General features: G+C 75.7%; 21 protein-coding genes. 5 read left to right on the forward strand and 16 right to left on the reverse strand.

What is annotated here, in order from left to right:
* Positions 1 to 2: 2 nt before the first annotated feature.
* The 15 genes from CRV15_RS27880 to CRV15_RS27950 form a co-directional block, all read right to left on the reverse strand.
* Positions 3 to 1271 (reverse strand): hypothetical protein, encoded by a 1269-nt coding sequence (locus CRV15_RS27880; RefSeq protein WP_003959216.1) that lies wholly within the window; start codon positions 1269 to 1271, stop codon positions 3 to 5.
* Between the two features lie 13 nt (positions 1272 to 1284).
* The gene (locus CRV15_RS27885) at positions 1285 to 3261 is read right to left on the reverse strand and encodes a phage tail protein (protein ID WP_003959215.1); all 1977 of its coding nucleotides are present in this window, start codon (positions 3259 to 3261) and stop codon (positions 1285 to 1287) included.
* A gap of 1171 nt (positions 3262 to 4432) precedes the next feature.
* Positions 4433 to 6487, reverse strand: coding sequence for a putative baseplate assembly protein (locus tag CRV15_RS27890; RefSeq protein ID WP_003959214.1), 2055 nt, complete (start codon positions 6485 to 6487; stop codon positions 4433 to 4435).
* Positions 6484 to 8430, reverse strand: a complete 1947-nt coding sequence (locus tag CRV15_RS27895; RefSeq protein WP_003959213.1) for a baseplate J/gp47 family protein — start codon at positions 8428 to 8430, stop codon at positions 6484 to 6486. The genes CRV15_RS27890 and CRV15_RS27895 overlap by 4 nt, the downstream gene beginning before the upstream one ends.
* Positions 8427 to 8831: a GPW/gp25 family protein gene (locus CRV15_RS27900; RefSeq protein ID WP_003959155.1), complete on the reverse strand. Its 405-nt coding sequence runs from the start codon at positions 8829 to 8831 to the stop codon at positions 8427 to 8429. The genes CRV15_RS27895 and CRV15_RS27900 overlap by 4 nt, the downstream gene beginning before the upstream one ends.
* Entirely contained in the window at positions 8828 to 9532 is a 705-nt protein-coding gene (locus CRV15_RS27905) for a phage baseplate assembly protein V (protein ID WP_003959156.1), read from the reverse strand. Before CRV15_RS27905 ends, CRV15_RS27900 begins: the two co-directional genes overlap by 4 nt.
* On the reverse strand, positions 9529 to 10710 hold the full coding sequence (locus CRV15_RS27910) for a phage late control D family protein (RefSeq protein ID WP_003959157.1): 1182 nt from the start codon (positions 10708 to 10710) through the stop codon (positions 9529 to 9531). The genes CRV15_RS27905 and CRV15_RS27910 overlap by 4 nt, the downstream gene beginning before the upstream one ends.
* A 10-nt stretch (positions 10711 to 10720) precedes the next feature.
* On the reverse strand, positions 10721 to 11392 hold the full coding sequence (locus tag CRV15_RS27915; RefSeq protein WP_003959158.1) for a CIS tube protein: 672 nt from the start codon (positions 11390 to 11392) through the stop codon (positions 10721 to 10723).
* A complete protein-coding gene (locus tag CRV15_RS27920) occupies positions 11389 to 11601 on the reverse strand; it encodes a putative phage tail protein (protein WP_003959159.1) in 213 nt (70 codons plus the stop codon). The genes CRV15_RS27915 and CRV15_RS27920 overlap by 4 nt, the downstream gene beginning before the upstream one ends.
* Positions 11580 to 12098: a phage tail protein gene (locus CRV15_RS27925; protein ID WP_003959160.1), complete on the reverse strand. Its 519-nt coding sequence runs from the start codon at positions 12096 to 12098 to the stop codon at positions 11580 to 11582. The genes CRV15_RS27920 and CRV15_RS27925 overlap by 22 nt, the downstream gene beginning before the upstream one ends.
* The gene (locus CRV15_RS27930) at positions 12095 to 13597 is read right to left on the reverse strand and encodes a phage tail sheath subtilisin-like domain-containing protein (RefSeq protein WP_003959211.1); all 1503 of its coding nucleotides are present in this window, start codon (positions 13595 to 13597) and stop codon (positions 12095 to 12097) included. The genes CRV15_RS27925 and CRV15_RS27930 overlap by 4 nt, the downstream gene beginning before the upstream one ends.
* Position 13598: 1 nt before the next feature.
* A complete protein-coding gene (locus CRV15_RS27935) occupies positions 13599 to 14054 on the reverse strand; it encodes a phage tail protein (RefSeq protein WP_003959210.1) in 456 nt (151 codons plus the stop codon).
* Positions 14055 to 14085: 31 nt separating this feature from the next.
* The gene (locus tag CRV15_RS27940; RefSeq protein ID WP_003959209.1) at positions 14086 to 16350 is read right to left on the reverse strand and encodes a phage tail sheath C-terminal domain-containing protein; all 2265 of its coding nucleotides are present in this window, start codon (positions 16348 to 16350) and stop codon (positions 14086 to 14088) included.
* 10 nt (positions 16351 to 16360) lie between these two features.
* Positions 16361 to 17080, reverse strand: coding sequence for a carboxypeptidase-like regulatory domain-containing protein (locus CRV15_RS27945; RefSeq protein WP_003959208.1), 720 nt, complete (start codon positions 17078 to 17080; stop codon positions 16361 to 16363).
* Entirely contained in the window at positions 17077 to 17655 is a 579-nt protein-coding gene (locus CRV15_RS27950) for a Pvc16 family protein (protein ID WP_003959207.1), read from the reverse strand. Before CRV15_RS27950 ends, CRV15_RS27945 begins: the two co-directional genes overlap by 4 nt.
* Before the next feature lie 194 nt (positions 17656 to 17849).
* On the opposite strand from CRV15_RS27950, the gene CRV15_RS27955 reads away from it, so the two are divergent.
* The 5 genes from CRV15_RS27955 to CRV15_RS27975 all read left to right on the forward strand — a co-directional run bounded on the left by CRV15_RS27955 (position 17850) and on the right by CRV15_RS27975 (position 21132).
* Positions 17850 to 18047 (forward strand): hypothetical protein, encoded by a 198-nt coding sequence (locus CRV15_RS27955; protein WP_003959206.1) that lies wholly within the window; start codon positions 17850 to 17852, stop codon positions 18045 to 18047.
* A gap of 170 nt (positions 18048 to 18217) precedes the next feature.
* Positions 18218 to 18964 (forward strand): AfsR/SARP family transcriptional regulator, encoded by a 747-nt coding sequence (locus CRV15_RS27960; RefSeq protein WP_003959205.1) that lies wholly within the window; start codon positions 18218 to 18220, stop codon positions 18962 to 18964.
* Between the two features lie 276 nt (positions 18965 to 19240).
* The gene (locus CRV15_RS27965; RefSeq protein ID WP_009995043.1) at positions 19241 to 19522 is read left to right on the forward strand and encodes a hypothetical protein; all 282 of its coding nucleotides are present in this window, start codon (positions 19241 to 19243) and stop codon (positions 19520 to 19522) included.
* Entirely contained in the window at positions 19519 to 19773 is a 255-nt protein-coding gene (locus tag CRV15_RS27970; RefSeq protein ID WP_003959203.1) for a hypothetical protein, read from the forward strand. The genes CRV15_RS27965 and CRV15_RS27970 overlap by 4 nt, the downstream gene beginning before the upstream one ends.
* 621 nt (positions 19774 to 20394) lie before the next feature.
* Positions 20395 to 21132, forward strand: coding sequence for an SAM-dependent methyltransferase (locus tag CRV15_RS27975; protein WP_003959201.1), 738 nt, complete (start codon positions 20395 to 20397; stop codon positions 21130 to 21132).
* Positions 21133 to 21162: 30 nt separating this feature from the next.
* Here the strand turns inward: CRV15_RS27975 and CRV15_RS27980 are convergent, their stop codons facing one another.
* Complete coding sequence (locus CRV15_RS27980; RefSeq protein WP_009995042.1) at positions 21163 to 25035, reverse strand: CHAT domain-containing protein; 3873 nt, start codon at positions 25033 to 25035, stop codon at positions 21163 to 21165.
* Positions 25036 to 25312 lie beyond the last annotated feature (277 nt).

Raw genomic sequence — 25312 nt, forward strand, 5'->3', positions numbered from 1 at the left:
GGTCAGCACTCCTTCACAAAGAACCAGCTCTCGAAGGTGTCCCCGCCCGCGCCGGAACCCGAGGTCCACGGGCCGACACCGGACGGCGGGAGGGCACAGCCGCGGTGCGGGACGTGCCCGCCCCGCGCAGCGGTCTCGTCCCCGCCGCCGTCGCCGTCACCGCAGCCGATCAACGGGACCTTCCCGCCCACATGGGTCCCGTCGACCGGATGGCAGCAGCGGTCGAGGAGGAAGGCGGTGCGTACGGTGATCAGCACCCGGTCGCCGTCCTGGAGCGTCTCGCGGGTGTTCTGCCGGTAGCGGAAGGAGGTCGTGAACTCGCCGTCCCCGCAGGGCTCCGCGAACTCGCCGCCCATGAACCAGGTGGAGGCGTTGCGCCCGGGGCCGCCCTCGATCACCTGGATGTCGACCACACCGGGGAGCAGGCTGTCGGTGCGGACCTCGTCCGAGAACCGGACCACCAGACCGCCGTCCTCGTCCACCGTGCCCAGCAGCGCCTTGGCCTCCTCGATGGTGTAGGTGTGGCCGTGGCGCCAGCTCAGCCCGGTGATCACGGTGGGCACCCGGCGGCCGAAGGAGCGCCGGACGTCCATCCGGATCTGCTCCTCGCGCACCGGGCGGTGCCAGTCGACGCGGTCGATCCTGGCCAGCCACAGCACCCGGTGGCGGCAGCGGGAGCAACAGCTCTCGCACCGCTCGTCCTCCGGCGGCTCACAGCCCGTCACCCGGATCGCGTAGCACTCCTCGGTCCACCCGAACTCGCAGTCCGGGCTCTCCGCGCAGCCGTCCTCGTAGACGGCGCGCGTCGGCTCGACGGTACGCTCCGCGTACTCGATCCCGATCCAGACCGTGTCCGTGTCGCGCTCCTGCGGGGGCAGCGCCTTCCACAGGTCGACGGTGCAGCCGCCGCGGACGACGACCTCGTCGCCGTCGCAGTCCACGGCGAGGCCGGGGGTGATCCGCACCCTGGCCCGGCGGGGGCGTCCGGCGGCCTGGTCCGCCTGTTGCGCGGTATCCCCGGCTGTCTGCGGAGGCGGAGGCTCCGCGCTCTCCGCGCAGTCGTCCCCGTCCGGCGGCACCGGCCGCACGAACAGCCCGCACACCACGCCGTACCCGAGCAGACAGCGCAGCCGCAGCCGCAGCTTCTCCCGGAAGTAGTCCTGCTCCCGCTGGAAGTCCCGCGCCCCCAGCATCTGGCCGTGGAAGTACCGCAGCCTGCGCAGCGGCGGAGCCTCGAAACCCGCCGCCGATCCGTACTCGTTCCCGCTCATCGCCCCGTCCTCCTCATGACAACTGCGTATGCACACCGACGGCCGCCGCCACGCCCACGCCCACACCGCGCCGCGCGCCCCGTGGCCCGGGCCGCAGCACCCCGTCGCGGTTGAGCCGCAGCGGACGCGCGCCCCCGAGCACCGGCGGCGGCAGCGGGACGAACGCCGTGTCCACGCCGACCGTGGAGCGCGAACCGACCACGAGCCCCGAGCCGCCGGCGCGCACCGAACCGACCGTGTGCGCGGGCGCCTGCCGCCGCACCAGCCGGGCCAGCGCCGCCCCGTCTGCCGCCCCCGCGGGCAGCAGCAGCCGGAACCGGTGCGCCTGCGCGGTGAGCGGATCGGCGTCCGGGTCGCCGAAGGCGCGCAGCGGCGCCGCGCCCAGGGCCGAGCCGCCCACCCGGAACCGTCCGGCGGCCCGGCCGAACAGCCGTACCGTGCCCAGCCCCTCACCGGCACCGGCCGCCCCCGCCGCCGCGCCCGGGGGGCGGAGCTGCGCCCAGCGCCGGTCGGCCGCCAGCTCGTCGATCACCGGCGCCACCCCGAACACGATGCGCACCGCCTCCCGCAGCGCCCAGGGCGTGCCCCGGCGCCGGTACAGCTCCGGCGCCGCGGCCAGCAGGGCACGCCGGGTCGCCGCGTCCCAGCCGGACTCGTACGAAAGACCCAGCAGCCCGGCCAGCCAGGGCAGCGCCCGGTCCGGGACACCGGCGGGGTCCAGCAGCGCGGGAGCGCGTTCGATGGTCCGGTCCAGTTCCGCGAGGGTCGCGTCGAACAGCGACAGGAACCGCTCGGTGAAGTCGTCCGCCGCCGGGTCCTCCCGGAACGCGGGCGGCAGCAGATCCGCGCCGGTCACCCGGGGGAAGTCCAGCCGGACCCGGCGGACCACCGGGGTGGCGGAGCCGTCGCCCGTGAGCCGCAGCCGCAGCCGCAGGAAGCGGCCCGGCGGCTGGTCGACGAGGAAGTCGGTGAGGCCCGGGGCCGCGTGCTGCCAGTCGGAGTCCGCGCAGCCGCCGTCCTCGGTCACCACGATCGAGGCGGTGACCGCCGTGCCCGGCGGGAGGTCGGCGTCCAGACGGACGCGGTGCCAGCGGCAGCGGGCGATGCCGCTGTCGATCAGCGCCGTCAGCAGATGGCCCGAGGTCACGAGGTCGGCGGTCGGCGCCGGCGGGGTGGTCCGCGGCCCGCCGTGCCAGGTCCAGCAGGAGGTCACGGGCTCCTCGGGGCCCGGTTCCCGCAGACAGAAGCCGTCGGCGTCGGCCGCGGCCAGGGTGCTCGGAGGCAGGGCGGCGGCCAGTTCGGCCGCGGTCGCGGGCCGGAAGGGCCGCCCCCGGCCGCCCCGGTGGACGCGCGGCACACCGCCGTCCTCGGTCAGCAGCCAGATCGTGCCGTCGGGCGCGGCGCGCAGCCCGGCCACCGCTCCGGCGGCCCCGGTCCGCAGCACCTCGCGCAGCCGTCCGTCCGGGCCGTAGCGGCGCAGCGCGGTGGTGCCGCGGCGGGCCACCAGGATCTCGCCGCGGGGCGCGGGCGCGGCCCAGCGGGCCCCGTCGACGTCGATGACGGCGGTGAGCCGTCCGCCCTCGCGGTCCCACACGAGCACCCGGCCGGGCTCGACCACGACCAGCCGGTGGCCCCGCGCGGCGACGGACCACGGCCGCACCAGGGGCACCGGGCCGCACGCCGGCGGCCACACGGGCAGCCATCCGCCGCCGCACACGTCCCGCCGCAGCAGCCCCGGCCGCTTCCCGGGCACCAGCAGATACCAGTCCCCGGCCCGGCACCCCGGCGCCAGCCGCCGATCGGGGAACCAGGGCAACAGCTCCCCCCGGGTCGGCCCGTCCGGCACCCCCCGACGGGCCAGCCGGATGCCCTCGGGATCGTCGAGCCCGACGATCCCCGAAACCCCCGGCTCCTCCGGACCGGTGTACGGGTCCCACCCGGTCCACGCGTCGAGCAGCCGGAACGTCGCCGGCCCCGGAACACAGCTCATGAGCCCTCTCCTCCCGCCGCCCCCTCGACCGCCCCCACCCGCACCGGCGCCCCGCCGCGCCCACGACCGTCCGCGAACGGCCGCCCCGAGCCGGGACACCTGCCTCCGCGCCGGGAACGGCCGGAGCCCGACCCGCCGCCGGTACCGAACGCGGCCCCGGCGCGGTGGTGTGCCCGTGCCGGGAACGACCGCGGCCCGCTGTTGCCGTGCGTACGGCTGCGGCCGGCGCCGCCGTGCCGTGCGCCGGTGGTTCCCGGGCACGGCGGGGTGGTGGCGCGGTGGCGCCGTGGCCGCCGTGCGGGCGGCTGGGGCGCGCTGCCCGGTGTGCGCCGGAGGCCGTGGCCCGCACCGGTGGTGGCGCGGTGGCGCCGTGCCGGGGAGCCGGTGCGGCGGGTCGGAGCCGTCCCGCCGGGCACGGGGGAGGGCCCGCCGTCGGCGTCCGTACGGCCGTATCCGCCCCAGGGCCGGGGCCCGCGCTGTCCGCCGGTGGTGATGTGGGCCCGCGGCGCACGGACCCCGGAACGGGGCGTTCCCGCCGTCGGGCACCTGCCGTCGTGTCCGGGGCCGGGCCGGGGCCCGGAGACCCGTGCGGACGCGGCGCGGTGCCGCGGTGGGGCGGGGACGCGGTGGTGCCGTGGCTGTGCCCGCTGCGCACGGCCGCGGTCGTGGCCGCCGTCGGCCGCCGACGCCCGGACGGGCACGGGGTGTTCCTGCGCCGGGACCGGCCGCGGCCCGCTGCCGCGCCGGGCCCCCGCGGTGCCGTCCGGCGGAAGGACGGGTGCCGTGGCGCGTGGTGTCTGCGGACGCACGGCGGAGGACGGGGGTACGCCCTCCCGTCCCCCGGGCCGCCGGGGCGCGGGGGAGTGCCTGCGAGCCGTCGCGACGCGGGCGGGACCCCGGTGGCACGACGGGAGGCCGTGGCCCGCACGGGTGACGGTGCCGTGCCGCCGTGCCGGGAACGCCCGTGGCCCGCCGTCGCCGTGCACGTGGCTGCGGCTGTCACCGGGTGCGGGCGTGGTGCGGTGGGGTGCGCCGAGGGCCGCAGGGCTCGGCGGATCGCCGTTGACGCGGTGGTGCCGAGAACGGGGCGTCCCCGCCCTCGGGCACCTGCCGTCGGGCACGGGTCGCGGTCGCGGCGTCGGGACGGGTGCGGAAGGCAGGGAAGGCAGGGTCATGACGGGGCTCCCGTGTCCTCGACCGGGATCAGCAGGGGGCGTTCGGGCCACACCAGGCGGTCCGCGCCGATGGGGTGGTCGGCGCACGCGGGCAGCCGTACCCCGTCGACGGTGAAGGAGAGCCGGGACACCGACAGCACCCCGTCGACCGTCAGCAGCCGCCGCACCAGCGGCGTGTGCCGCAGCGCGCCGCCGAACGGCCAGCCCGCGCCGTCGTCGCCGCCGCGCAGCGGGTCCAGATATCCGGTCACCGCGTCACCCGCCCGCGCCAGCACCGCCGAGCGGTCCTGGTCCGGGTCGAGGGTCACCCACGCCTCCACGGCGACCCTCCGGTACGCCACGGGGGCGGCGACCACCGTCACCCCTGCGGGCGCCACCGTGCCGGTGAGGAAGTCGGCCACCGCCTGGAGCGCGGCGGCGGTGGGCAGCGGCGGGCCCGCCGCCGGGTCCGCGTCCGGCAGGGGCTCCGGCACCACGAGCACCCCCACCACACCGGGGATCGCGACCCCCGGGTAGCCGGGGTGCAGACCGGGCACACCCCGGGCGCGGGCCACCGCCGCTCCGGGCGCGCGGGTCGCCAGCAGCCCGTAGTCGGCGGGGGCCACGGCCCGCCCCCGGGCGCGCAGTTCGCCCACGCCCCGGCGGATCGCCTCCGCGTCCGGCTCGGCGTCCTCGCCCCCCGACGCCGGGAACGGATTGGTCACCCCGAGCACGAACGGCAGCGCGGTCACCACCGCGTTGACGGCTCCCGCGGCGACCGTGCCCGCCGCGCCGCCGCCCACGCGGTACCGCACCGCGCGCACATTGCGGAACCCCGGCGGCACGGCCGCGCCGTGCACCCCGTCCCCGAAGGCCACCTCGCCGGTGGCGTGGTCCACGGTGAACACCCGGTCGTCCGCGCCGTACGCGGCCAGGCTCTCCACCTCCTGCCAGCGGGCGGCGGTCGGCACGGTGGTCCCGAAGACATCGCCGCCCGTGTCGTCGTCGACCTCGATCACCAGCGACCCGGCGAGGATCGGCACCTGGCTCAGCCGCAGCACCCGGCGGCCCGCGCCGGAGACGTCCTGCACCGGTTGCAGCGGCTCGTCGCGGACCGTGCGGGCGGCGGTCGCCGCGACCGTGTTCAGCCGCAGCCCCGACACCACCGGGCCGGGCCCGTCGAAGGCGCCGTGCGCGATCCGCAGCCGCAGCCAGCGCAGCGGCGGCCCCTGCCGGAACCCCGCAGGAGTGCCCGGCGCCCACGTCCGGGGCACCCGCAGCTCCACGGTGCCGCTCCCGCGCAGCCCGTCCGTGCCGTCCCGGACCACCTCGGCGGGGACGAACCGGGTCCCGTCCAGGACGTCCCACTCCAGCAGCGGCCCGGCGGGCGGCGGGAGTTCCGCGCCACCGGAGCGCGCGGGCGCGGGCGGCACCGCGACCACCACGAGCCCCAGCGACAGCCGGGGGTACGGGGCCGCCGCCCCGGCCAGCGCGATCCACAGCCCGTCGCCCGGCCGGGGGTCCCGGCCGAACGGCGCGAACGGCCGCCCCGGCCCGGCGGGCCCCAGCGGCAACTGCTCCGGCGTCCCCGCCTCCTGCACCGCGAGTGCCGCCACCGTCGCCGGGGTCGCGTACAGGTCGTCGTCCGTCTCGTAGACCACCTGGCCGTCCGGTCCCGGCGCGGCGGCCTGGAACCCGGCCGGGACGAGCACCGACGCCCCGTCCGGCGGGTTCACCGTGAACTCCAGCAGCGCGGCGGCCGGCCCGGCGGGCCTGCGCCGCACCCCGGCCGTGGCCAGGTGCTCCGCGAGGATCTTCTCCGGCAGCCGGTTGACCCGGCTCAGCACCGGCTCGGCCTGGGTGCCGAACAGCCGCACCAGCGCGACCCCCGCGTCCTGGCGGTCCGACGCGGTCCAGTCGGGGGTGTATCCGGCGATCCGGCCGCGCACCGCGCCGCGGACGGCCTCCCGGGTCGCGTCCACCAGCTCCGGCTGCACACCGCTCGGGCCCGGGCCCGGCACCATCCGGCCCTCCGCGCGCGCCCCGCGCTCCCACCACACACCGTCGGTCATTCCAGCCCCTCCCCGCCGCCCGACGCGGCGCTCACCCGGGTCCGGACCGACCGCAGCACCGGCAGCTCCGCCGCCCGCAGCCGCACGTCCCGGCAGTCCTCCCCGGGCGCGGCGCCGTCGAGACCGATCGCGACACCGGCGACCTCGGCCAGGTCGCCCAGCGCCCGCTGCGCGGCCCGCAGCAGCGCCGCGGGCCGCAGCGGCCCGCCGAACGGCCACCCCCCGGCGTCCTCGCCGCCCACCAGCGGATCGAGATGGCGGCGCAGCGCCGCCGTGAGAACCGCCGCCACCCGCGCCCGGTCGGCGGGGGCGCCCGCCAGATCCACCCGCAGCGCCACCTCGCGGTAGTCGGGCGGGCGGACGAACACCTCCGAGGTGAGCAGCCGCGCCCCGGCGAGCCGCCGGGCCACCGCGCACAGCGCGCCCGGGTCCGGCACGGGCGCGGCGACCTGCCCCGCCGGGTCGTCGTCCCGGGGCACCCCCGGCACGATCCGCACGGTCACCGCGCCCGGCACCGCGGCGCAGGGGAAACCGGGGTGTTCCCCGACCGAGGCGTGGGCGCGGGCCACGGCGACCCCCGGGGTCGTGCGCGCGAGGGTGACGAAGTCCTCGGCGGTGACCGCCCGGGTCACCTCGCCGAGCGAGCCGCCCGCGCGGTCGCGGGCCCCGGCGACCGTCTCCGGGTCCGCGCCGCCCGCCGCCTGCACCGGGTTGGCGCCGCTCAGCGCGCCCCGCCGGGCGATCGGGCCGTCGGCGGGCAGCCAGTTGTCCGTCAGCCCGCCGTTGCCCTCCCGGCCGCCCCCGAGCCCGTACACGACGTGGACCTCGTCCCCGGGCCGGGGGACGGCGCCGGTGAGCCCGTCGCCGAAGACGAGCGCCCCGGCGGCCCGGTCGAGGGTGAAGACCCGGTCGCCGGGCGCGCCGAAGGTGAAGTCCGGGACGGGCCGCCACTCCTGACCGGCGATCACCGCCGCCGCGTCCAGGAGCCGCCCCCCGGCGTCCGGGAGCACCAGCCGCTGACCGGGCAGTTTCAGCCATGCCTCGGTCTGCTCCGCCACCTCCCGAGCGGTGGCGGTCCGCCGCCGGCGGTTGCGCGCGGCGGACACGTTGACGTCGAGCCGCAGCAGCCGGGGCGGCGCGGCGAAGGTCGCCGCGTCGGCGGTGAGCAGGACGCCGCGGTCGAGGGTGGTCCAGTCGGCCGGGGGGTGGAGCCGCACCACCCCCGGCCGCCGCAGCCCGGCCGTGCCGTCGTCGACCCGTGCGAAGGCGCCCGCCCGGTCCGTGCCCGGCCGGAACCAGGACCAGGTCAGCTCCGCGGGCGGCGGGACGTCCCCGACCGCCCCCGGCAGCCAGGACGGCACGCACGCCGCCGGGGCGTCCAGGCCGAACAGCAGGGACAGCGGCCCCGGCGCCGGATGCGCCCCGGCCAGCGGCAGGGTGAGGGCGACCCGGGCCGGGCCGCCGTCGGCCGCGAGCAGCGCCACCGGCCGCCCGGTCCGCAGATCCGCCGTCCGGTCGCGGTCGGTGACGACGGTGATCCCGGCCGAGGGGTCGAGCGGATAGACGGCCACGTCGTCGTCGAGACAGAAGGGGATCAGCCCCCGCGGGTCCCGGGACAGCGCGGTCCCCGCGGGGACGACGGGCACCGCCGTGTCCGGCCACTCGGCGGTCAGCCGCAGCACGGTGGCCGCCGGGACGGCGGGCCGCGGCGGATCGCTGCCCAGCAGCCGCAGTATGGCCACCACCAGCGCGTCCGGCACCTGGTCCAGCCAGTACAGCCGCTGCTCCAGCAGATAGGCGAAGAGCTCCAGCAGGGTGACCCCGGGGTCCACGGGCGCGTGCAGCGTCCAGCGCCCGTCGGACTCGGCGGGGATGCGGCGGCGCACCGCCGCCATCATGTCGGCCCAGGTGAGATCGTCCAGCCGGGGCGGGGGCAGGGTCATGGTGTACTCCCCAGCAGACCCGTGTAGTACGGGAAGACCAGATTGGCCTTGGTGTTGCTGCGCCGGACGCGGTACTCGACCGAGACGGTCACCCGGGACCCGTCGACGGGGTCGGTCTCCGCGCGGACCGACTCCAGCTCCACCCGGGGCTCGTGGTCGCGGACCGCGTCCGCGATCGAGCCCTCCAGGTCGCGCAGGCTCTGCACGCTGCCCGGCGCGAACACCGACTCCTGGGCGCGGGTGCCGAGATCGGGCCGCATCACCCGCTCGCCGAGCGCCGTCAGCAGCAGCGCCCGCAGACAGTGCTCGATGCTCTCCTCGCCGACGGCGTAGCCGAGCCGCCCCGCCTCGTCCGGCAGGACCGGGAAGCGCCAGCCCGTTCCGAGGAAGTCCTCGCTCATGCGCATCTCCCCTTCTTGGCCAGGACGGACGCCGGGTCCAGCGGCACGGCCGGCGGCCCCGTCGGCCCGGCGGCGGACGGATGGGTGTGCATGTTGAACGCCGCGAGCAGCGCGTTCCCCAGCACCAGCGGCTCGGTGGCGCCGCCGCCGAGGTCGATCGCGGGGGAGTCGACGGTCACCCTGGGCGCCGTCAGCGTGATCTCCCCCTGCGCGGAGACGGTCACGCTGCCGCCCGGCGCGGCGGTGATCCTGACCGCCTTGCCCTCGTCGTCCAGCTCCACCACATGCCCCGCCGCGGACGTGATCCGCACGGCGGCCTTCGCCCGGGTGTCGTCGAGGACGACCTCGTGCCCGTGCCGGGTGCGGATGGCCTTCTGGTCGCGTCCCCCGGTGCGCGCGGTGGGTGGCTTGTCCTGGCCGTTGTAGAGCCCGCCCACCACGATCGGGAAGCGCATGTCCCCGTGGACGAAGGCGACCAGCACCTCGTCGCCCTTCTCCGGGACGAACACCGTGCCGTAGCCGCCGCCCGCGTACGGCTGCGCGACCCGGCACCAGTCGGTGACCGTGCTGCCGTCGAACCAGGGGAAGGTGAGTTTGACGCGGGCCTCGTCGTCGCCGTCGTTCTCCACGACGAGCGCCTCGACGACACCGTAGTACCGCTTGTCGGTGGAGCGGGCACGCGGAGTGGTCCTGCTCGTCACTGGTCCCCCTGATGAATCCGCCGGCCGGTGAACTGGGTGAAGAAACCACTGGTGTTGAGGGTGTGCTCGACCCGTTTCACGAAGTACGTCCCGGAGAACCGGCGGCCGAGGCCGTAGATCTCCAGGTTGTCGCCCGGCCGCAGCTCCGGCAGCCCCGCGACCCGGCCGGTCGCGGTGATGAACTCGTACGCCCGCTCCCGCAGCAGGCTGATCGCCAGCTCCCGGGCCTCCTGATCGCTGGAGACCGGGGCGTCGACGACCACCTCCTGACGGCCCTGGAGCGTGCTCTCGGCCACCTGGGGGCCGCTCTGCCCATCGGCCGTGTTCTGCCCGGCGGGCAGGTTCTCGGCGGTGGCGGTGAACGCGATCGCCGCCTTGGTACGGGGGTCCCAGCCCCGCACGGTGACCTTGCTGACCTGCTGGGACACCGTCAGGGTCGGGGTGAAGTCCAGCAGGTTGGGCACCAGCCCCGCGGGCTGGGCGCTCGGCCCCGTGGACAGCCCCGGCGCGTACGCCAGCCGGTACAGCCGGATCGGGCGGCCGTCGCGGCCGTCGGTGGGGCGGATGAAGTGCAGGGTGTCCTGGCCGGAGGCCGCGTCCGGCAGGATGTAGCAGTCGAAGTCGAGCCGCTTGGCCCGTTCCATCAGAAAGCTCGCGTCGTCCTGGTTCTTCTGCACCACCAGGTCGTGGACGGCCCCCTCCCGGGTGACCTCGATCCGGAGCTGATTGCGGAGCGCGATCTGCTCCGCGATCCGCCAGTCCGGCATATTGCGGTAGATCTTGGGCTCGGTCTCGGCCGGTTTGCGGTCCTTCAGCCGCAGCATCCCGTCCACCCCGCTGACGGCGACCGTCGGCGACTCGTTGTCGGAGAACTTCGGACTGAGCGTGCTGATCGTCCCGGTGGCCACGGTGAGCAGCTTGTCCGCGTAGCCGAGCCGCACCGAGACCCGGCCGCCCAGCCGGAACGCGCGCGAGTCGCTGTGCTTGAACCGCAGCCCCACGTCGTCCCAGTTGTTCAGGGTCAGATCGAACCCCGACATCTCCTCGATGTCCCGGTGCACCTTGATGTCGATGACGTCGTTCTTCGTGGACGGGTCCACCTCAAGGCCCTCGATCCGCACCTCGAACTCGGGCGCGTACCGGTCCGGGGAGGCGATCTCGGGCGTGGGGGAGGTCATCGCGGTCCCCTCACGGCAGCCGGGGCACGGACAGCACCCGTCCCGGCCGCAGCTCGCGCGGATCGCTGATGCCGTTGGCGCGCGCCAGCTCCCGCCAGGCGTCCGGCCGCCGGTACACCGCGGCCGAGATGCTGCTGAGGGTGTCGCCCCGGCGCACCACGTACGTCTTGTCCACCGTGGGCGAGGAGAGCGGGTTCCGCGCGGTCTGCGCCGCCGCCGTGCGGTACTCCTTGAGCGTCAGGTCGAGCAGCGCCCGCAGCGGCACCCCGTCCTGGCGGAACATCTGGTACTGCACGTCCAGCTTCTCCACGACCCCCGTGAACACCGACTGGTCCCAGACGAAGCGGACCACCGGCGGCGCGTGCTCCCGGCTGTCGGGGCGCATCAGGTTCCGCAGCGCGTCGACATACGCCGTCCGGACGTTCTCCAGCGTGTCGGAGGTGTCCATCAGCGCCTGGACGCTCAGGGTCTCCGTGCCGCCGCGCACGAACTGGAGCGGCGGGGTTTCCAGCCCCGGGATGGTGATCTCCGCGAACGTGTTGCTCTTGCTCAGCTTGTAGTCGGTCGGGTTGAACCGCAGCGGGATGCGCCGCTGCCGCTCGTCCGCGATCACCGGCCGGACGATCTCCAGCCGGGCCTGGGCGGCGCGCTGCCGGGCGAAGGACACGGGCGTCACACTCACGGCTGTCCCTCCCCGTCCCCGATACGGCGCTCGGAGCGGGTGTGCTCCGCCCGCGCGCAGGCGTTCTCGTACAGCCGCGACCACGCCTGGATGTGCTGGTTGAACAGCCGGGTGAAGACCTTGCCGTCGTCGCCCTCCACCTGGAAACGGACCTCCAGATGGTGAATGATCACCTTCGGCACCCCGGTCACCTCCCCTGGGCCGGCCATGCGGCCGCCGCCGGCACGGCGTCCTGGAGCACCTTCGTCAGCCCCTCGTGCGCGATCTCCAGGGACTCCACCGCGACCGCGTTCTGCTCGCCGTGCAGATCCGGGCCGCTCCACTTGGCCGCGAGCCCGCCGTGGAACGCCCACGCGGCGGCGGGCACCCCGTCCTGGCCGAGCAGGACCACCGCGCCGTCGCGGCGGGCCCCCAGCGCGTCCGACAGACCCGCCTGGTACCAGGCCCACAGCCCCGGGTCACGGACCACCCCGCGCTTGAGGACGATCCGGTTCCAGCTGTGCCGCAGCGGCAGCTGGTGCACCGAGTCATTGCGCCCGCCCTCCGGGTACGCCGTCACCTCCAGTTGGGCGCCCATCCCGGTGACCTCCTGGAACGCCCCCGAGGCCACGAGCGGCAGCAACAGCGCCTGCGCTCCCGGCAGATAGGCGTCCCCGGCGTCCAGCGTCACCAGGAAACGGAACTTCGGCAACGGTTCCAGGGTCATGCCTCGATCACCTCCAGACCGCGGTCCGCGCCGAGGATCAGACGCAGCCGGATGAACTCCATCGGGACGGCCGGGGCGACCGCCACCTCGCAGACCGTCGTGGCCGGGTCCTGCCCCGGCGGGTTGTTGCTGTCGTCGCACACCACCCGGAACGCCTCGTCGGGCCGGGCCCCCGCGAGGGCGCCCGCGCGGAAGGCCGCGAGCAGGACCGAGGTCAGCGCCCGCACCAGCGCCAGCCGCAGCTCGGGCGAGTTGACGTCGAACACCAGTGGGGCCGCGACCCGCCGGATCGCCCGCACCAGCAGATGCAGCAGCCTGCGGTGGGCGATGTACCGGACCCGCGGCACGGGGGAGAGGGTGCGCCCGCCCCAGACCGTGAGCCCCCGGCCCCGGGTGCACCGCAGCAGATCGATGCCCGCGTCCGCCAGCCGCAGCCGCTGCTGCGGCGGGAGCGCCACCGCCAGGTCCACCGCCTCCAGGAGCACCGCGTTGGCGGGGGTGTGGTGCGCCCCGCGCTCCGCGTCCAGCCGGGCGATCACCCCCAGCACATGCCCGGACGCCGGGACCGTGCGCGCCCCGTTGCCCTCCGGCACCAACAGCGGCGGGTGGTACACCGCGGCGGTCGCCGCCGCGTCGCCGTCGCCGGACGCGGTCAGCTCCCCGGCGAAGGCGACCGCGCCGTCCACGGCCGACAGCTCCGGCGGCACGTCCAGCACCACCAGCCGGTCCAGCAGCGGCCGCACGGCCGCCAGCAGCTCCCGCACCAGCTCCCGGTGGTCCGGCCCGGCCAGATCCGTGCCGAGGTCCGGGAGGGCCACCAGCGAGGGCTCGGGCAGCGCCACGAGCCGCACCACGGCGTCCCGGTAGGCGTCCCGGTCCGGCGGGCTGTCGCCGCCCCCGGCGAGCGTCAGCTCCCAGGTACGGGTGATCGGCCCGGGCGGGGCGGCCGGGTCGGCCGCGCCCGCCGGTTCCACGGGCACCAGCCGGACCAGCCGGGACGCCGCCAGCGCCGATTCCAACGCGTCCGGCGCCAGCCCGGGAAACCACTCCGTGGGCTCCCCGGGGACCGCCACCCGCACATCCACCGCCGGGTGCCCGGCGACCGTGCTCGACCGGAAACGGACCGTGATCCGCCCCCCGTTGGCCCACGCCCCCGGGCTGCCGGCGACCACCTCGTACCGCCGGGCGGCGAACCCCGCGACCTCCCCGACCGTCCACCCGGCGCGCGCGGTCCGGCCCGGCCCGGCGACCCGCAGCAGCCACGCCGTGCGCCCGCCGTTCTCGAAGAAGCCGCGCACCGCGTACGGGGCCGACGCGGAGCCGTCCGGCCCCCCGAAGGCGCCCAGCACATCGCGCCAGCTCTCCACCCGCACGGGGGTGCCCACCGGGCCCCGGCGGAACCCGCCCAGGAACGCGGCCACATCCGTGCGCAGCGGTTCCTCGTCCGAGCCGCGCGGCTCGGACGTCAGGGACACCCCGGGGAGCGCTTCGGTCGTCATGTCAGACGTCGATCTCCAGCTTCTCGACCGCCAGCACCAGCGTCTCCATGGCGATCTCGTTCTTCGTGGCGTTCAGGCTCGGCCCGGTGTACTTCGTCGGCCAGCCCCGGTCGAAGTTCCAGCGCATGCACTCCTGGCGGTTCTCGTCCAGCAGCACGATCGAACCGGAGGTGCGCCGCACCTTGCCGTTCAGCGCCTCGACCACCCAGTTCCAGAAGCCGACATGGCCGGTGATCCCGCGCTTGAAGGTGAGGTTGGTGAACTTCTTCAGCCCGGGGATCTTGCGGACGGTGGTGTCCTCGCTCCCGTTGCGGTACTCGATCACCGGAATCTCCAGTTCGAGTCCGCTGGCCTCGGTGAACGAACCGCTCACCGCGACCCCGTCGTCGCTGACGTTGGTCACGATGATCTGGAAGTTGTATGAGGCATAGGGGTCGTCCCTGGTCACAGGGGGCATGGTGGCTCTCCTCGGCTTGTCCGTCGGCTGCTCAGGCGGTCTGGGTCTCGCGGGTCTTCTGCTGGATCCGGAAGATCACGAACTCGGCCGGGAAGACCGGCGCGACACCGATGACGCAGATCAGCCGGCCGTTGGCCAGATCGTCCTCGGTCATCGTGGTGCGGTCGCAGGCGACGAAGAACGCCTCGTCGGCGGTGGTCCCGGCGAGCGCCCCGCTGCGCCACACCGTGGTGAGGAAGTTCGTGACCGTCTGACGCACCAGCGCCCACAGCGCCTCGTCGTTCGGCTCGAACACCACCCACTGGGTGCCCTCGTCGATCGACTCCTCCAGGAAGAGGAAGAGCCGCCGCACATTGATGTACTTCCAGGAGCTGTCCGACGACAGGGTGCGCGCGCCCCACACCCGCTGCCCGAACCCCGGGAAGAACCGCAGCGCGTTGATCCCCTTGGGGTTGAGCAGGTCCTGATGGCGCTTGGTCACGTCCTGCGCGATGCCGTCGACCGCCCGGATGCCCCGGATGACCGTGTTGGCCGGGGCCTTGTGCACCCCGCGCTCCACGTCCACCCGGGCGTAGATCCCGGCGAGATGGCCCGACGGCGGCACCTCGACATCCCGGTTGACCGAGGGGTCCCGGGTCACCAGCCACGGGTAGTACAGCGCCGCGTACCGGGTGTCGAAGCGCTCCCGGAACGCCTGGATGCCCTCCAGGTCGAGCCCGTCCTGCGGATCGAGCACCGCGAACCGGTCCCGCAACAGCTCGCAGTGGGTGACGAGGGCCGACTCCACCGTGCCCGACCACATCGCGGGCACCGCGCAGACGGACACCTCGTCGATGTCCTCCAGCGCCACGATGCCGGTCCGCCGCCCGCTGCCGCCGTCCGTGCCGGTGAAGTCGGCCACGCTCAGCCCGGGATAGGCGTCGTCGCCGCCCTCCAGCGCCAGCCAGGACCCGATCGCGGGCACCGGGAACTCGGCCGGGTCGGTGGAGAGGCCGGGCAGCGCCGTCGCCCGCACGAGCTGGGAGCGGGCCGCCAGCACCGAGGGCAGCCCCGTGTCGGCGTCCCCGGTCAGCCGCAGCCCGCCGAAGCTCTCCGTCACCTGCGCGCCCGTCGCGTCGGCGTACCGGGTGTCGACCTGGGCCTCGACCAGATGGAGCCGGTCCGTCTCGTAGCAGGTCCCCGGCACGTCGCCGTCGAAGGTGACGAGGTCCGCGTCGATCGCGGCGACCCTCCGCACGGTCAGCGCGGCGCCGTCGTCGAACTGGGTCACCGCGCCCGGGTACAGCCTGCTCGCGCCGCCGATCCGCAGCTTCGGCCCGGTGGCGACATTGCCCCGCCGCACCCGGCGCACCCCGAGCCCCGCCTGCCACGCGGGATGGGGGGTGTTCGCCGGGAAGGTCAGCCGGACCGTACCGGCCGCGGGCTGCCCCACCTGCACCGGGTACCGGACGTCCCCGATCTGCGCCCACACCTCGCCGGGCAGGTCGTCGGGGTCGAGACCGGTCACCGACGCCACGTCCACGGTGGCGCTGTCCGCGTCCGCGTCCGCGAGCAGCCGGGTGACGAACAGCGCGCCCTCCTGCGGGTCCGGGAGCACCGGCAGCGCCGCCGACACCACCGGCTGGATCCGTACCCGCGCCGCGTCGCCCCAGGCGCCGGGGGAGACCGCGGCGAACCGCAGGCCCGCCTCGGTGGAGCGGGTGCCGACCTGGACGTAGTCCCCGCGTGCCGTCCTGACCTCGGCGGGCAGCGGGGTGTCCAGCACGATCCGCCGCCCCGTCCGGTCGTACGAGGCGATCCGCGCCGTGTGGATCGCCTGCTGGTCGTCCCCGCGCAGGATCTGGACCTGCTGCCCGACCCCGCTGAAGCCGATCAGATGCCCCAGTTGCAGACCCCGGGCACCGCGGGCCGCGTCCGCCGCGACCGGGCTCACCAGACCCCGGCCCAGCGTCCCCGACGAGGGCACCGCCCGCGCGCTGACGACCCGCTTCACATACAGCCGCTGGCCCCCGTTGTCGAAGAACCCCTTGACGGCCAGCGGGAAGAGCCACCAGCGGCCCCCCTCGGCCGGGTCGTTCGCCCAGGTGTCGCGGACGGTCGCGGCCGGCTCCGGCAGAAAGCCGCCGAACGTGTTCTGGAACTCCAGGAACGAGGTGACCAGCTTCGGCTTGCCGGACGAGGGGCCCCGGGCCGTCACCCCGACCATCCCCGCCGTGCTGGTGCTCACCCCCGCGATCGGCCGCGGCCCCGCGTCGATCTCCTCGATGTAGACACCGGGGCTCAGATACTCCGCCATGGCTGGCTCCTCAACTCTCACGGATCTCGATGACGTGGCGGCGCGCGGCGTCGTCGGGCAGCCGCACGGTCAGCGCCCCGGTACGGCCCGGCCGTTCGGTGGCCACCAGCCGGAAGGTCTCCCCGCTCCGCCCGTCGGCCCGGACGCCCTCCCAGCGCAGGGCCAGCCGGAAGAAGCCCGCGGCGTCCGTGAGCGCCCGCTCCCGCCACGGCGTCAGCTCCCTGGTCCGCCCCTCGGCCACCACCAGGGCGTTGCCCACCGGGACCCCGGCCACCGGGTCGTGGACCACCCCGGAGACCGTGCGCACCCCCGGGCCGTACGGATACGCGGGCGAGGGCAGCAGCCGCACCGGCCGGGGCCGCGTCGTCCCGGCCGGCGGCGCGGTGTCGTCGTAGGCGCGCACCAGGAACTCGACCCCGGCGAGCGCCGCCGAGAACGGCTCCCCGTCCGCCGGGTACAGCGGCAGGCACCCCGCCGCCGCGAAACGGGCCCGGTGCAGCTCCGGCTCCGCCGCGGACGGGTCGGCCCGGCGGCCGAGCCCCGGATACACGAGCGCGGCGCTCGGCGTCCGCACCGCCTGGTCCTCCAGCGGCAGCCACACCCCGTCCGTGAACCGGTCGAGCCGCACCGCCACCCCCGCCGACCGCACCCGCCGGGTGTGCTCGTCGTACGGGACGAACCACACCTGGCTGTACAGCGGCGGCAGCTCCACGGGCAGGAAGCGGCTCATGACGCCCGCGCCCCCTCCACCCGCCGGCTGCGCACCGGCCGGACCGCGCTGACGGCCTGCGAGTCCAGGTCGACCACCCGGACCTCGTAGTTCAGCGACAGCCGGTACGGCTTCTGGATCGCATACCAGACCCAGGACTTCTGGTCGAGGGTGAGCGGGGTGAGATTCAGATGGAGCGCGTCGGTGGTCGCCGCCAGACTGCCCGAGAGCCGGGTGCCGTCCAGGATCGCGTCGTCGTAGAACGCCTGGAGCGCCCGCCCCAGCATCCGGTGCTGGGTGAGCTGGTCACCGCCCCAGGGGGTGATCAGATAGCGCAGCACCAGGGCCATCGGCGGCTTGCGGGTGGTCGGCGCCCCGGGCGGCTGGGAGCGCACCGGCGGACGGTTGCGCGACGCGGGGTCCTCGGCGATCTCGTAGAGGAACACCGTGAGCTTGGGCGGCGGTGTCTGCACCGGGCCGGAGAGGTCGCTCAGCTCGGCGATCGGGGCCTCCACCCCGCTGAGGACGCCCAGCGACTCGTTCAGAGTCTCCACGATGATGTTCGAGACATCGGCGATGACGCCGAAGTCGCCCATGCGAATCCACCCCCGGCCCGACCTGGTGCAGCGTGAGCCGACAGCATGGAGAGGACCGCGTGGCCGGGCCGCGACCCCGGCGTCGCACCGGCGTCACCGCTCCGTTCCCGCCCCGGCGGCCGGGCCCGCCGACGACGGCGGGGGCACGCTTCGGCGACGCCCGGGTGACAGCCGTGCCGCATCCTTGGTCACTTATGGAGAATCCCCCAGAGCGCGGCGGCATTTTGATAGTCCGGGTGTGGGTGGAGGAGGGCAGGTCCGACGGCTTCCGGGCGCGCGTCATCCGTTCGGTAGACGGCCAGGGGGCGCCGTCCGCCGCGACGAGCACCGTGGACGACGTCCTCACCCTGGTGCGTTGCTGGCTGCTGGAGATCCTCGGACCGGACGGGTGACGCTTTCGCGACGCTCCGGTGATGTCTCAGAAACGCCCTTTATGCGAAGACTTTCACCACACGATCATGGGTTGTCCGTAAAATGGGGCCTCCAGCGTGCCGGAAGTCGCCGGAAGGCCGCTGGAGCCGACATCGCCCGGGGGAAGCCAATGAACGCACCGGCTCATGTCATGACGTTGAGACTCCTCAAAGGCTTTGCTCTGTCGGTCGACCACATACGGGTGCCGATCTGCTCCAGCGCGCAACGGCTCATCGCCTTCCTCGCGCTCCAGGGCATGCCGCGCACCCGGACCTATGTGGCGGGGACGCTCTGGCCCGACGTCACCAGCTCCCGCGCCCACGCCAATCTGCGCTCCTCGCTGTGGCGCGCCACCCGCACCGGGCACCACGTCATCGACACCTCCGCCCAGGAACTGGCTGTTTCCCGCCATGTCACGGTCGATCTGCACGACGCGGTCGCCCGCGCGCACCGGCTCCTCGACGCCGGGCGCTCCTGCGACGACATCCTCACCACCCAGACCCGGATCGACCTCTCCGCCGATCTGCTGCCGGAGTGGCTGGAGAGTGAATGGGTGCTGATGGAACGGGAGCAGTACCACCAACTGCGGCTGTACGCCCTGGAGTCGATGGCCGAGCGGCTGACGGCCCTCCGGCGCCACGGCGAGGCCGTCGCCGCGGGGCTCGCCGCCGTACGGGCCGAGCCGCTGCGGGAGAGCGCCCACCGCGTCCTGGTGAAGGCCCATCTCGCGGCGGGCAACAGGGGCGCGGCGCTGCGCCAGTACGAGCAGTGCCGCAGCATCCTCTCGGAGGAACTGGGCCTGGAACCCTCGCAGACCCTCAAGAGCCTGCTGCCCGCGCCCGGCCCGCGTGGCGAGCGGCACCGGCCGCCCGCGGCGGGGCGGGTCCCGGTCCGCTAGGGGGTGCCGTCCGCAACGTGGTGCGGGGCGGGGGAGACGGGCCGGGCCCGGCCGCCGGGGCGACGGCCCCGGTCCGCCCCCGCCCCCCGCGCATGCCCCCGTCCGTCCGTGCCGGGTGTGCCTCGGCCCCGCCGCCCCCGTGCGCCCGCCCGGCGGCAGCGGCCCCCGCCGACGGGCTCATCCGTCCCGTCGACTGGCGCGGGAGGCGTGCTCCGGGGGAGGGGGTGTGCGCCCTGCCGCCGGGTCCCGCGCTGTGCCACGCTGAGGAATCGCTCGATGTACGGGGAGGTCGTCGTGCTCACCACGGTGGTGCAGGGCCGGCGGGTGGTGCTGCCGAACACCCTGGGCGAGATCCGCTCCGCCCTGCCGGAGGGGAGACGTGAGGAGTTCGACCGGGTCATGGCCTCCACCCCGCTGGAACAGCTCCGGCTGGTCGCCGTCATGCGCTTCGCGCTCCCCGACGAGGCCCAGGAGGAGGACGCCGAACTGGCCGCGCGGATCGACGCCGGTGACTGGACCGGAGTCTGCAACGAGGACGGGACTTCCTATCAGCCGTGAGCCGCTACCGCATCACCTACAGCCACCGCGCCGAGACCGGCCTCGCCTCGCTCGCCCCCGGAGTACGGACCCAGGTGGAGAGCCAGATCGCGCGCAGTGTGGGCAATGACCCCTATGGACACGGGTCCGCGCCGGTGGGGAAGGACAAGGATCTCCGCGACGCGACCATCGGACGCTTCGTCATCATCCGCTACAAGATCACCTCCAACGCCCTGGTGGTGACGGTGCTGAGGGCCGTCGCCCCCTGGTGACACGACACCCCGGGGCCGGTGGACGGCGGGAACCCACCGCCGTTCCCGGCGGTCTCAGCGCGGACCGGCCGGGCCGGGGCGGCACGATCGCCCCGGCCCGGCCGGGGACGCGCCACCCCAGCGGCGCGTCGGGCGCGGGCGGCAGCGCCTCCCGGGCGAAGGACATCCGCGGGGGCTCCCGGAAGCGGACGGCGGGCAGCCGCACCACCGCCCGGCCGCACGGTCGGCCACCCCTCCTCATCTGTGTCCGGAGCGACCGGCCGGGCGGCAGCCCCGGCGACCGCGTCGCGCGGCGCGGCCCGGGTCCGTTTCCGTGCCGATCCGGTGCCGGGCGGGCACCGACCTGTCCGACGTGCCGGGCAGGACCGGCTCCGAGCCGCTGCCGTGCCGCCGCGCCCGTCCGCCTCCGACGGCCGCCTCCGGCAACCCAGGGCCAGGAGGCGGCCTCCCGAGGCTCCCGGACCCCGGCCACAGCAGGACCGGCCCACCCGCGAGCGACCGGGGCCGCAGCGCCCGCGCCGTCGGCCGGAGGGCACCCATCGCCGACGGCGCGCGGTAAACCGCCGACGGTCCGCGGGAAATCGCTGGGGCACGGCGGGCCCGTCTGGCAGAGTCGACCGGATGGACCGTGACCTCCTCTCCTACCGCGCCCACGCCGACCACCCGATCGCCGCACCCCTCTCCGACGACTCCGTACGACGGCTCATCGACCGGACCGTCCACCGCGCGGACGCCCGGGTGCTCGACCTCGGGTGCGGCAGCGGCGCATGGCTGCTGCGCACACTGTCCGGCCGTCCCGGTGTCCGGGCCGAGGGCGTGGACCTCTCGGCGACCGCGCTGCGCGCCGCCGACGAGCGGGCGACGGCGGCCGGGGTGCGCGACCGGCTCGATCTGCACCGGCGGGACGCGACGGACTTCCCCGCCGCGCACGCCTTCGACGCGGTGCTGAGCGTCGGCGCGACACACGCCTTCGGCGGCCTGCTGCCCACCCTCGCGGCCGCGCGCGAACACCTGGCCCCCGGCGGCCGGGTCCTGATCGGGGACGGTCTGTGGGAACGCGGACCGAGCCCCGAAGCGGTCGCGCTGCTGGGTGACTTCACCGATCTCGCCACCACCGTGGACCGGGTGGTCGCCGAGGGCTGGACCCCGGTGTACGGACATGTCAGCACCCGTGAGGAGCTGGACGCGTACGAGTGGTGCTGGACCGGGAGCCTGGCGTCCTGGGCGCTCGACCACCCCGACGACCCCGACGCCGCCGAGGCGCTCGCCCGCTCCGCCGTCCACCGGGGACAGTGGCTGCGGGTCTACCGCGACTCCTTCGGCTTCCTCAGCCTGGTGCTGCGGCGCACGGACGGCTGACCCCGGCGCCACCGGGCCGCCGTTTCCGCGTCAGGGGGCAGCCGCCGTCCGGGCGGGCCGTGAGCGGGGGCCGTTGTTCCCGGGGTGCCCCTGGTGGATGAAGCCCGCCCAGGCGGCGATCCGCGCCAGCTCCGGACGGGACGCCTGCCGCAGCAGCTCCCCCCGGAGCGAGGACGGCGGTCTGCGGTCGGGGTCGAGCATCCACAACTGCGCGCCGCGCAGGGCGTCCGGGGGCGCGAGCCCGTCGACCGTCAGCAGATGGTGGAAGACGGCCATCAGTACCGACGACGCCCCGTCCGGGACGGTCCAGCGCGAGCCCACCACGTCCCGGGCGCCCCGGGCGATGAAGGCGGTGGCCAGGGTGAGGGCCTCGTCGTGGTCCCGCTGGCTGAGGTCGGTCTCGCAGGCGCTCAGCACCACCAGCGGCCCGTCGGCGGCCCGTTCGCCCGTGTCCTCGGCCCCGTCCAGCAGGTCGCTGACGGTGAGCATGCCGGGATCGGGGGGCGTGTCCGGGCCGCCCTGCCCGAAAGGCGGCTCCTCCGCTCCTTCCGGGAGGGCGAGGGCGAGCGCCGAGACGGTGGGGTGGACCCCGGCCCAGGCGTGCGAGGCCACATGCAGCAGCGACAGCGGAGCCGAGGCGTCCGTACCGCTGCCGGGGGAGAGCAGGGACAGTACCTCGGCGGGTGTACCGGCGCCCGCCGAGGTGACCGGGGTGTCGCAGAACTCCCCGTACAGCGTGGCCCCCGGGTAGCAGGACCGGTGCAGGGCGACGATCTCCTCCTCCGCGCCGACCAGGTCCATCCTGGGGTCCGCGATCAGCACGGGGGCGGAGTCCGCGGGCCGCGCGGCGCGGGAGACGGCGCGCAGGAACTGGGCCCCGGACGCGGCGTAGGTGATGTGCGCGAGCGAGCAGAGATGGCTGTGCGCGCCACCCGGCGCGCGCTGGAACCGGGCCGCGTGCCAGGGGACCACGCCGAGCCGTCCGCAGGGCACCAGGATCAGCCGGGCCCCGCCGGGACGGCCCGTCCGGCGGTCCGGGTTGGCGGCGATGCGTTCCCCGAGCCCCCGGAGCAGCGGTCCCATCGCCTGCCAGGCCCAGTCGCAGAGCGCTTCCAGCGCCTCCTCCCAGGTGCGTTCCACCCCCCGCCAGACCTCGGCCGGGGTGTCGGGGGACCGTTGGGACCGGGCCGCCGCCGCGTCGAGGTAGGCGTCCAGCGTGCGGTCGTCGGCGAGCTGCGGCAGGATCAGCACCCCCGCCTCGACATCGGGCCCGATGACCAGCGCGTGGCCCGGCCGCCCCCGCTCCGGCGGAAGGAGGTAGACGAGGGCGTCGGCGTCCACCGTGGCGACGGCCGTCCGCAGCTCCTCCACGGTGGGCGCGGTGAACGGGCCGCCCTCGTCGCCGTGGTGCCCCAGGGCCTCCAGCACCCGCCGCCGCAGGGTGCTCGGCAGACCGGCCAGATCCGCCGGGTCCCGGGGGGACACCGGCCGGGCCCGCCAGGCGTCGGCCAGCTCGGAGTGGCCCCGCCGCACCAGGAGTTCGGGCAGATCCGCCGAGGCCGCAGCGGCGTGCAGCACCATGGCCCGGCCGAACTCCAGGACGGAGACCGCCTCGCTCACCCAGCCGCTGGAGGCCGCCCAGCCGGCCGCCACGAGGGTGCGCGCGGTGCCCTCGCGGGCCACGCGCAGACCGTGCTCGGCCCCGCTCTGGAGCAGCACGCTCGCGGCCGTCGCCCGCAGCGACTCCATGGCGGCGCGGGTCGCGGCGTGCAGATCGGAGCCCAGGGCCCAGCGGCTCTGGTAGGCGGTGGCGAGCCGCCACAGCGCCTGGGAAGCCTCGCGGTCGAGGCCCGCGGGCCGCGCGGCGGCGCGCGCCCGCTCCAACTCCTCGACGGCCCGGTCGAGATCGTCCGGATCGCGGGTCTGTCCGTAGAGAAGGACATGGCCGGTGCCGATGACCCAGGAGGACGGTCCCGTCCGCCGTGCGCTCTCCTCCGCCGGGCCGTCGGGGGTGCCCCGGCCGGACGGCGGGCCGCCGCCGGGAGCGCCCGTGCCGGAGGGGGCGACGGCGCCGCCGGAAGCGCCGGAGCCGGACGCGGCCGGTGTGTCGCCGTCGACAGGAGTGCCCGTGCCGGACGGCGGGCCGCCGCCGGGAGCACCCCTCCCGGACGGTGCGCCTGTGCCGGTACCCCTGGGTGGTGTGCTTGTGCCGGTACCCCCGGACGGTGCGGCCCCCTTCGGGGACACGGCGTCCTGCCGGGCTCCGTCCCCGCGCGGCTCCCCCGTGTGCCCCCGCTCCCGCCGTGGCGGTGCGGCGGCGTCGTCCGCCTGGGCCAGGGTCCGGCGGAGGATGTCCGGGTCGGCCTCCAACTCGGCCTCCGCGGCACTCAGCGCGATCCGGGCGTCCTTCATCAACGGGCGCAGGAGGGGCGCCGCCGACTCGGCGGAGTCGATCCCCTCCCGGAGCTTCCGCAGCCCCTCGCGCTGCTGCCGCCGGTCCTGGGTGAACCTCCCGTGCGAGAGCAGGGCCTGACCCAGCAGGGTCGGCCGGATGGCCGCCATCGGGGCGGGCATAGGCGGCAGCGACTCCAGTTCGTCGATGAGCCGTGCCAGGGCGGGGATGTCACGCGACGCGACGGCACGGTCCAGGGAGTGCTTGAGACCCACCAGCCGCGCCTGCGGGAACTGAGCCGCCGTGGCCTCGGCGGACGGCTGATCCACCAGGGACCGGCCCATCTCCGCGTCCTGGATGCTGCCGCCGACGTCCGTGGCGAGCTGGAGCAGCACCGACTGGAGCTGCCGGAGGGCGGGAACGAACGGATCGTCGGCGGACAGCGCGCCCAGGGTGCCCCGCAGCACCCCGATGGCCTCGTCGAGCGCGTCCGGGCTCCCCTCCGACATCGCCCGGGTCGCCTTGGACCAGACGGAGGTGAACGTGGCCAGCAGGCCCTCCGTCTCCGCCCCCGGCACGCCCTGCCGGAGCTGTCCGTCCACCTTCGCCAGGAGCTTCCGCACCTCGGCCGATGCCGCCGCGCCGGAATCCAGGGTGGTGTACAGGGAGAGGGCGGAGGCGAGGACGGCCTCCGTCCGCTCGGGCGCCGACCGGTCCGGTCCGTCGGTGCTGTCGGTGCTGTCGGTGCTGTCGGCGGACGGCTCCCCGCCGTCCGCCGGGGCGTCGCTCTCCGCGCCGATGTCCACCCCGGCGAACAGCGCCCGGACGACCTCGGGAATGCCGTCCCGGAACGGATGCCCCTCGGGGAGCTTCCCCAGCAGATCCGGCCGGTCGAGATCCTCGATCGTCCGGGCCTTCAGCGCCCCGCTCATCATCGCGGCGGTCGCGTCGAGCTGTTCCCGCTCCGCGTCGCTGAGCAGACCGGACAGGTCACCGCTCATGGCGGGAACGCTCTCCATGAGCAGCGAGGCCAGCTCCCCCGCACGGTCGTCGAAGCCCCCGGCCCCCTCGGACAGCGCCCAGTCCAGCACCGACGCGCTGTCGACGGGCCGCCCGTCGAGGCCCGGCCGGTCCCGCATGGCCATGAACTGGTAGAGAGCGGCCCGGGGGCCGTCCATCCCGGGCCGCTCCCGCAGCACCGTCCGGGCCGCGCGCAGCAGCCGCTCGGCCTCCTCCAGGTCGCCGGGGAGCGCCGCCGGTCCGCTGCCCCGCAGGGTCAGCAGCGCCCCGCGCCGGTACTCCAGCGCCGCCCGCAGCGGGAGGTCCTCCGGCGTGTCCGTCAGAAACCGTGCCACCTCGGCCAGCTCGGCCAGGACCGGGGGAAGCCGCGCGATGTGCGGCCGTTCCGCGGCCGTCCCCGGCAACAGGGCGTCGGCCCGGTCCGCCACGTCCCGGGCCCAGGCCCGGACGCCCTGGAGCCCACCGTTCTCCGTACCGCTGTCGCCGCCCATCCGCGCCCCCCCCGCTTCCCCCGGCCCCCGGTCGGCGCCGCCGTACGACGCTAGAGCCGGGGCCCGCCGCCGTGGAAGGCCCCGGACGGAACAGCCCCGGGAAGCGCCCGGGAACCGTCCGGCGGAGGCGGCCGGACCCCGACCGGGACACCCCTTCCGGAGCCGCCCCGGCCCGTGCCCGCGGGGGCCGCTGACGTGGCGAGTCACCCGGCGGGCCGCGCGGACGGCGGGCCCGCCGGGTGACTCGCCCACCCTCTGACCGGCTGGTGTCGCCCGG

It is taken from the genome of Streptomyces clavuligerus (assembly GCF_005519465.1).
GTDB classification, from domain to species: Bacteria; Actinomycetota; Actinomycetes; order Streptomycetales; family Streptomycetaceae; genus Streptomyces; species Streptomyces clavuligerus.

Bases quoted from the DNA above. Each gene is read 5' to 3' on its own strand.
- CRV15_RS27935 (WP_003959210.1), bottom strand. From the start codon at position 14,054: ATGCCCCCTGTGACCAGGGACGACCCCTATGCCTCATACAACTTCCAG.
- CRV15_RS27960 (WP_003959205.1), top strand. From the start codon at position 18,218: ATGACGTTGAGACTCCTCAAAGGCTTTGCTCTGTCGGTCGACCACATA.
- CRV15_RS27920 (WP_003959159.1), bottom strand. From the start codon at position 11,601: ATGGCCGGCCCAGGGGAGGTGACCGGGGTGCCGAAGGTGATCATTCAC.
- CRV15_RS27895 (WP_003959213.1), bottom strand. From the start codon at position 8,430: ATGACCCTGCCCCCGCCCCGGCTGGACGATCTCACCTGGGCCGACATG.
- CRV15_RS27890 (WP_003959214.1), bottom strand. From the start codon at position 6,487: ATGACCGACGGTGTGTGGTGGGAGCGCGGGGCGCGCGCGGAGGGCCGG.
- CRV15_RS27900 (WP_003959155.1), bottom strand. From the start codon at position 8,831: ATGAGCGAGGACTTCCTCGGAACGGGCTGGCGCTTCCCGGTCCTGCCG.
- CRV15_RS27975 (WP_003959201.1), top strand. From the start codon at position 20,395: ATGGACCGTGACCTCCTCTCCTACCGCGCCCACGCCGACCACCCGATC.
- CRV15_RS27940 (WP_003959209.1), bottom strand. From the start codon at position 16,350: ATGGCGGAGTATCTGAGCCCCGGTGTCTACATCGAGGAGATCGACGCG.
- CRV15_RS27945 (WP_003959208.1), bottom strand. From the start codon at position 17,080: ATGAGCCGCTTCCTGCCCGTGGAGCTGCCGCCGCTGTACAGCCAGGTG.
- CRV15_RS27910 (WP_003959157.1), bottom strand. From the start codon at position 10,710: ATGACCTCCCCCACGCCCGAGATCGCCTCCCCGGACCGGTACGCGCCC.
- CRV15_RS27880 (WP_003959216.1), bottom strand. From the start codon at position 1,271: ATGAGCGGGAACGAGTACGGATCGGCGGCGGGTTTCGAGGCTCCGCCG.
- CRV15_RS27950 (WP_003959207.1), bottom strand. From the start codon at position 17,655: ATGGGCGACTTCGGCGTCATCGCCGATGTCTCGAACATCATCGTGGAG.
- CRV15_RS27955 (WP_003959206.1), top strand. From the start codon at position 17,850: ATGGAGAATCCCCCAGAGCGCGGCGGCATTTTGATAGTCCGGGTGTGG.
- CRV15_RS27965 (WP_009995043.1), top strand. From the start codon at position 19,241: ATGTACGGGGAGGTCGTCGTGCTCACCACGGTGGTGCAGGGCCGGCGG.
- CRV15_RS27925 (WP_003959160.1), bottom strand. From the start codon at position 12,098: ATGACCCTGGAACCGTTGCCGAAGTTCCGTTTCCTGGTGACGCTGGAC.
- CRV15_RS27885 (WP_003959215.1), bottom strand. From the start codon at position 3,261: ATGAGCTGTGTTCCGGGGCCGGCGACGTTCCGGCTGCTCGACGCGTGG.
- CRV15_RS27980 (WP_009995042.1), bottom strand. From the start codon at position 25,035: ATGGGCGGCGACAGCGGTACGGAGAACGGTGGGCTCCAGGGCGTCCGG.
- CRV15_RS27930 (WP_003959211.1), bottom strand. From the start codon at position 13,597: ATGACGACCGAAGCGCTCCCCGGGGTGTCCCTGACGTCCGAGCCGCGC.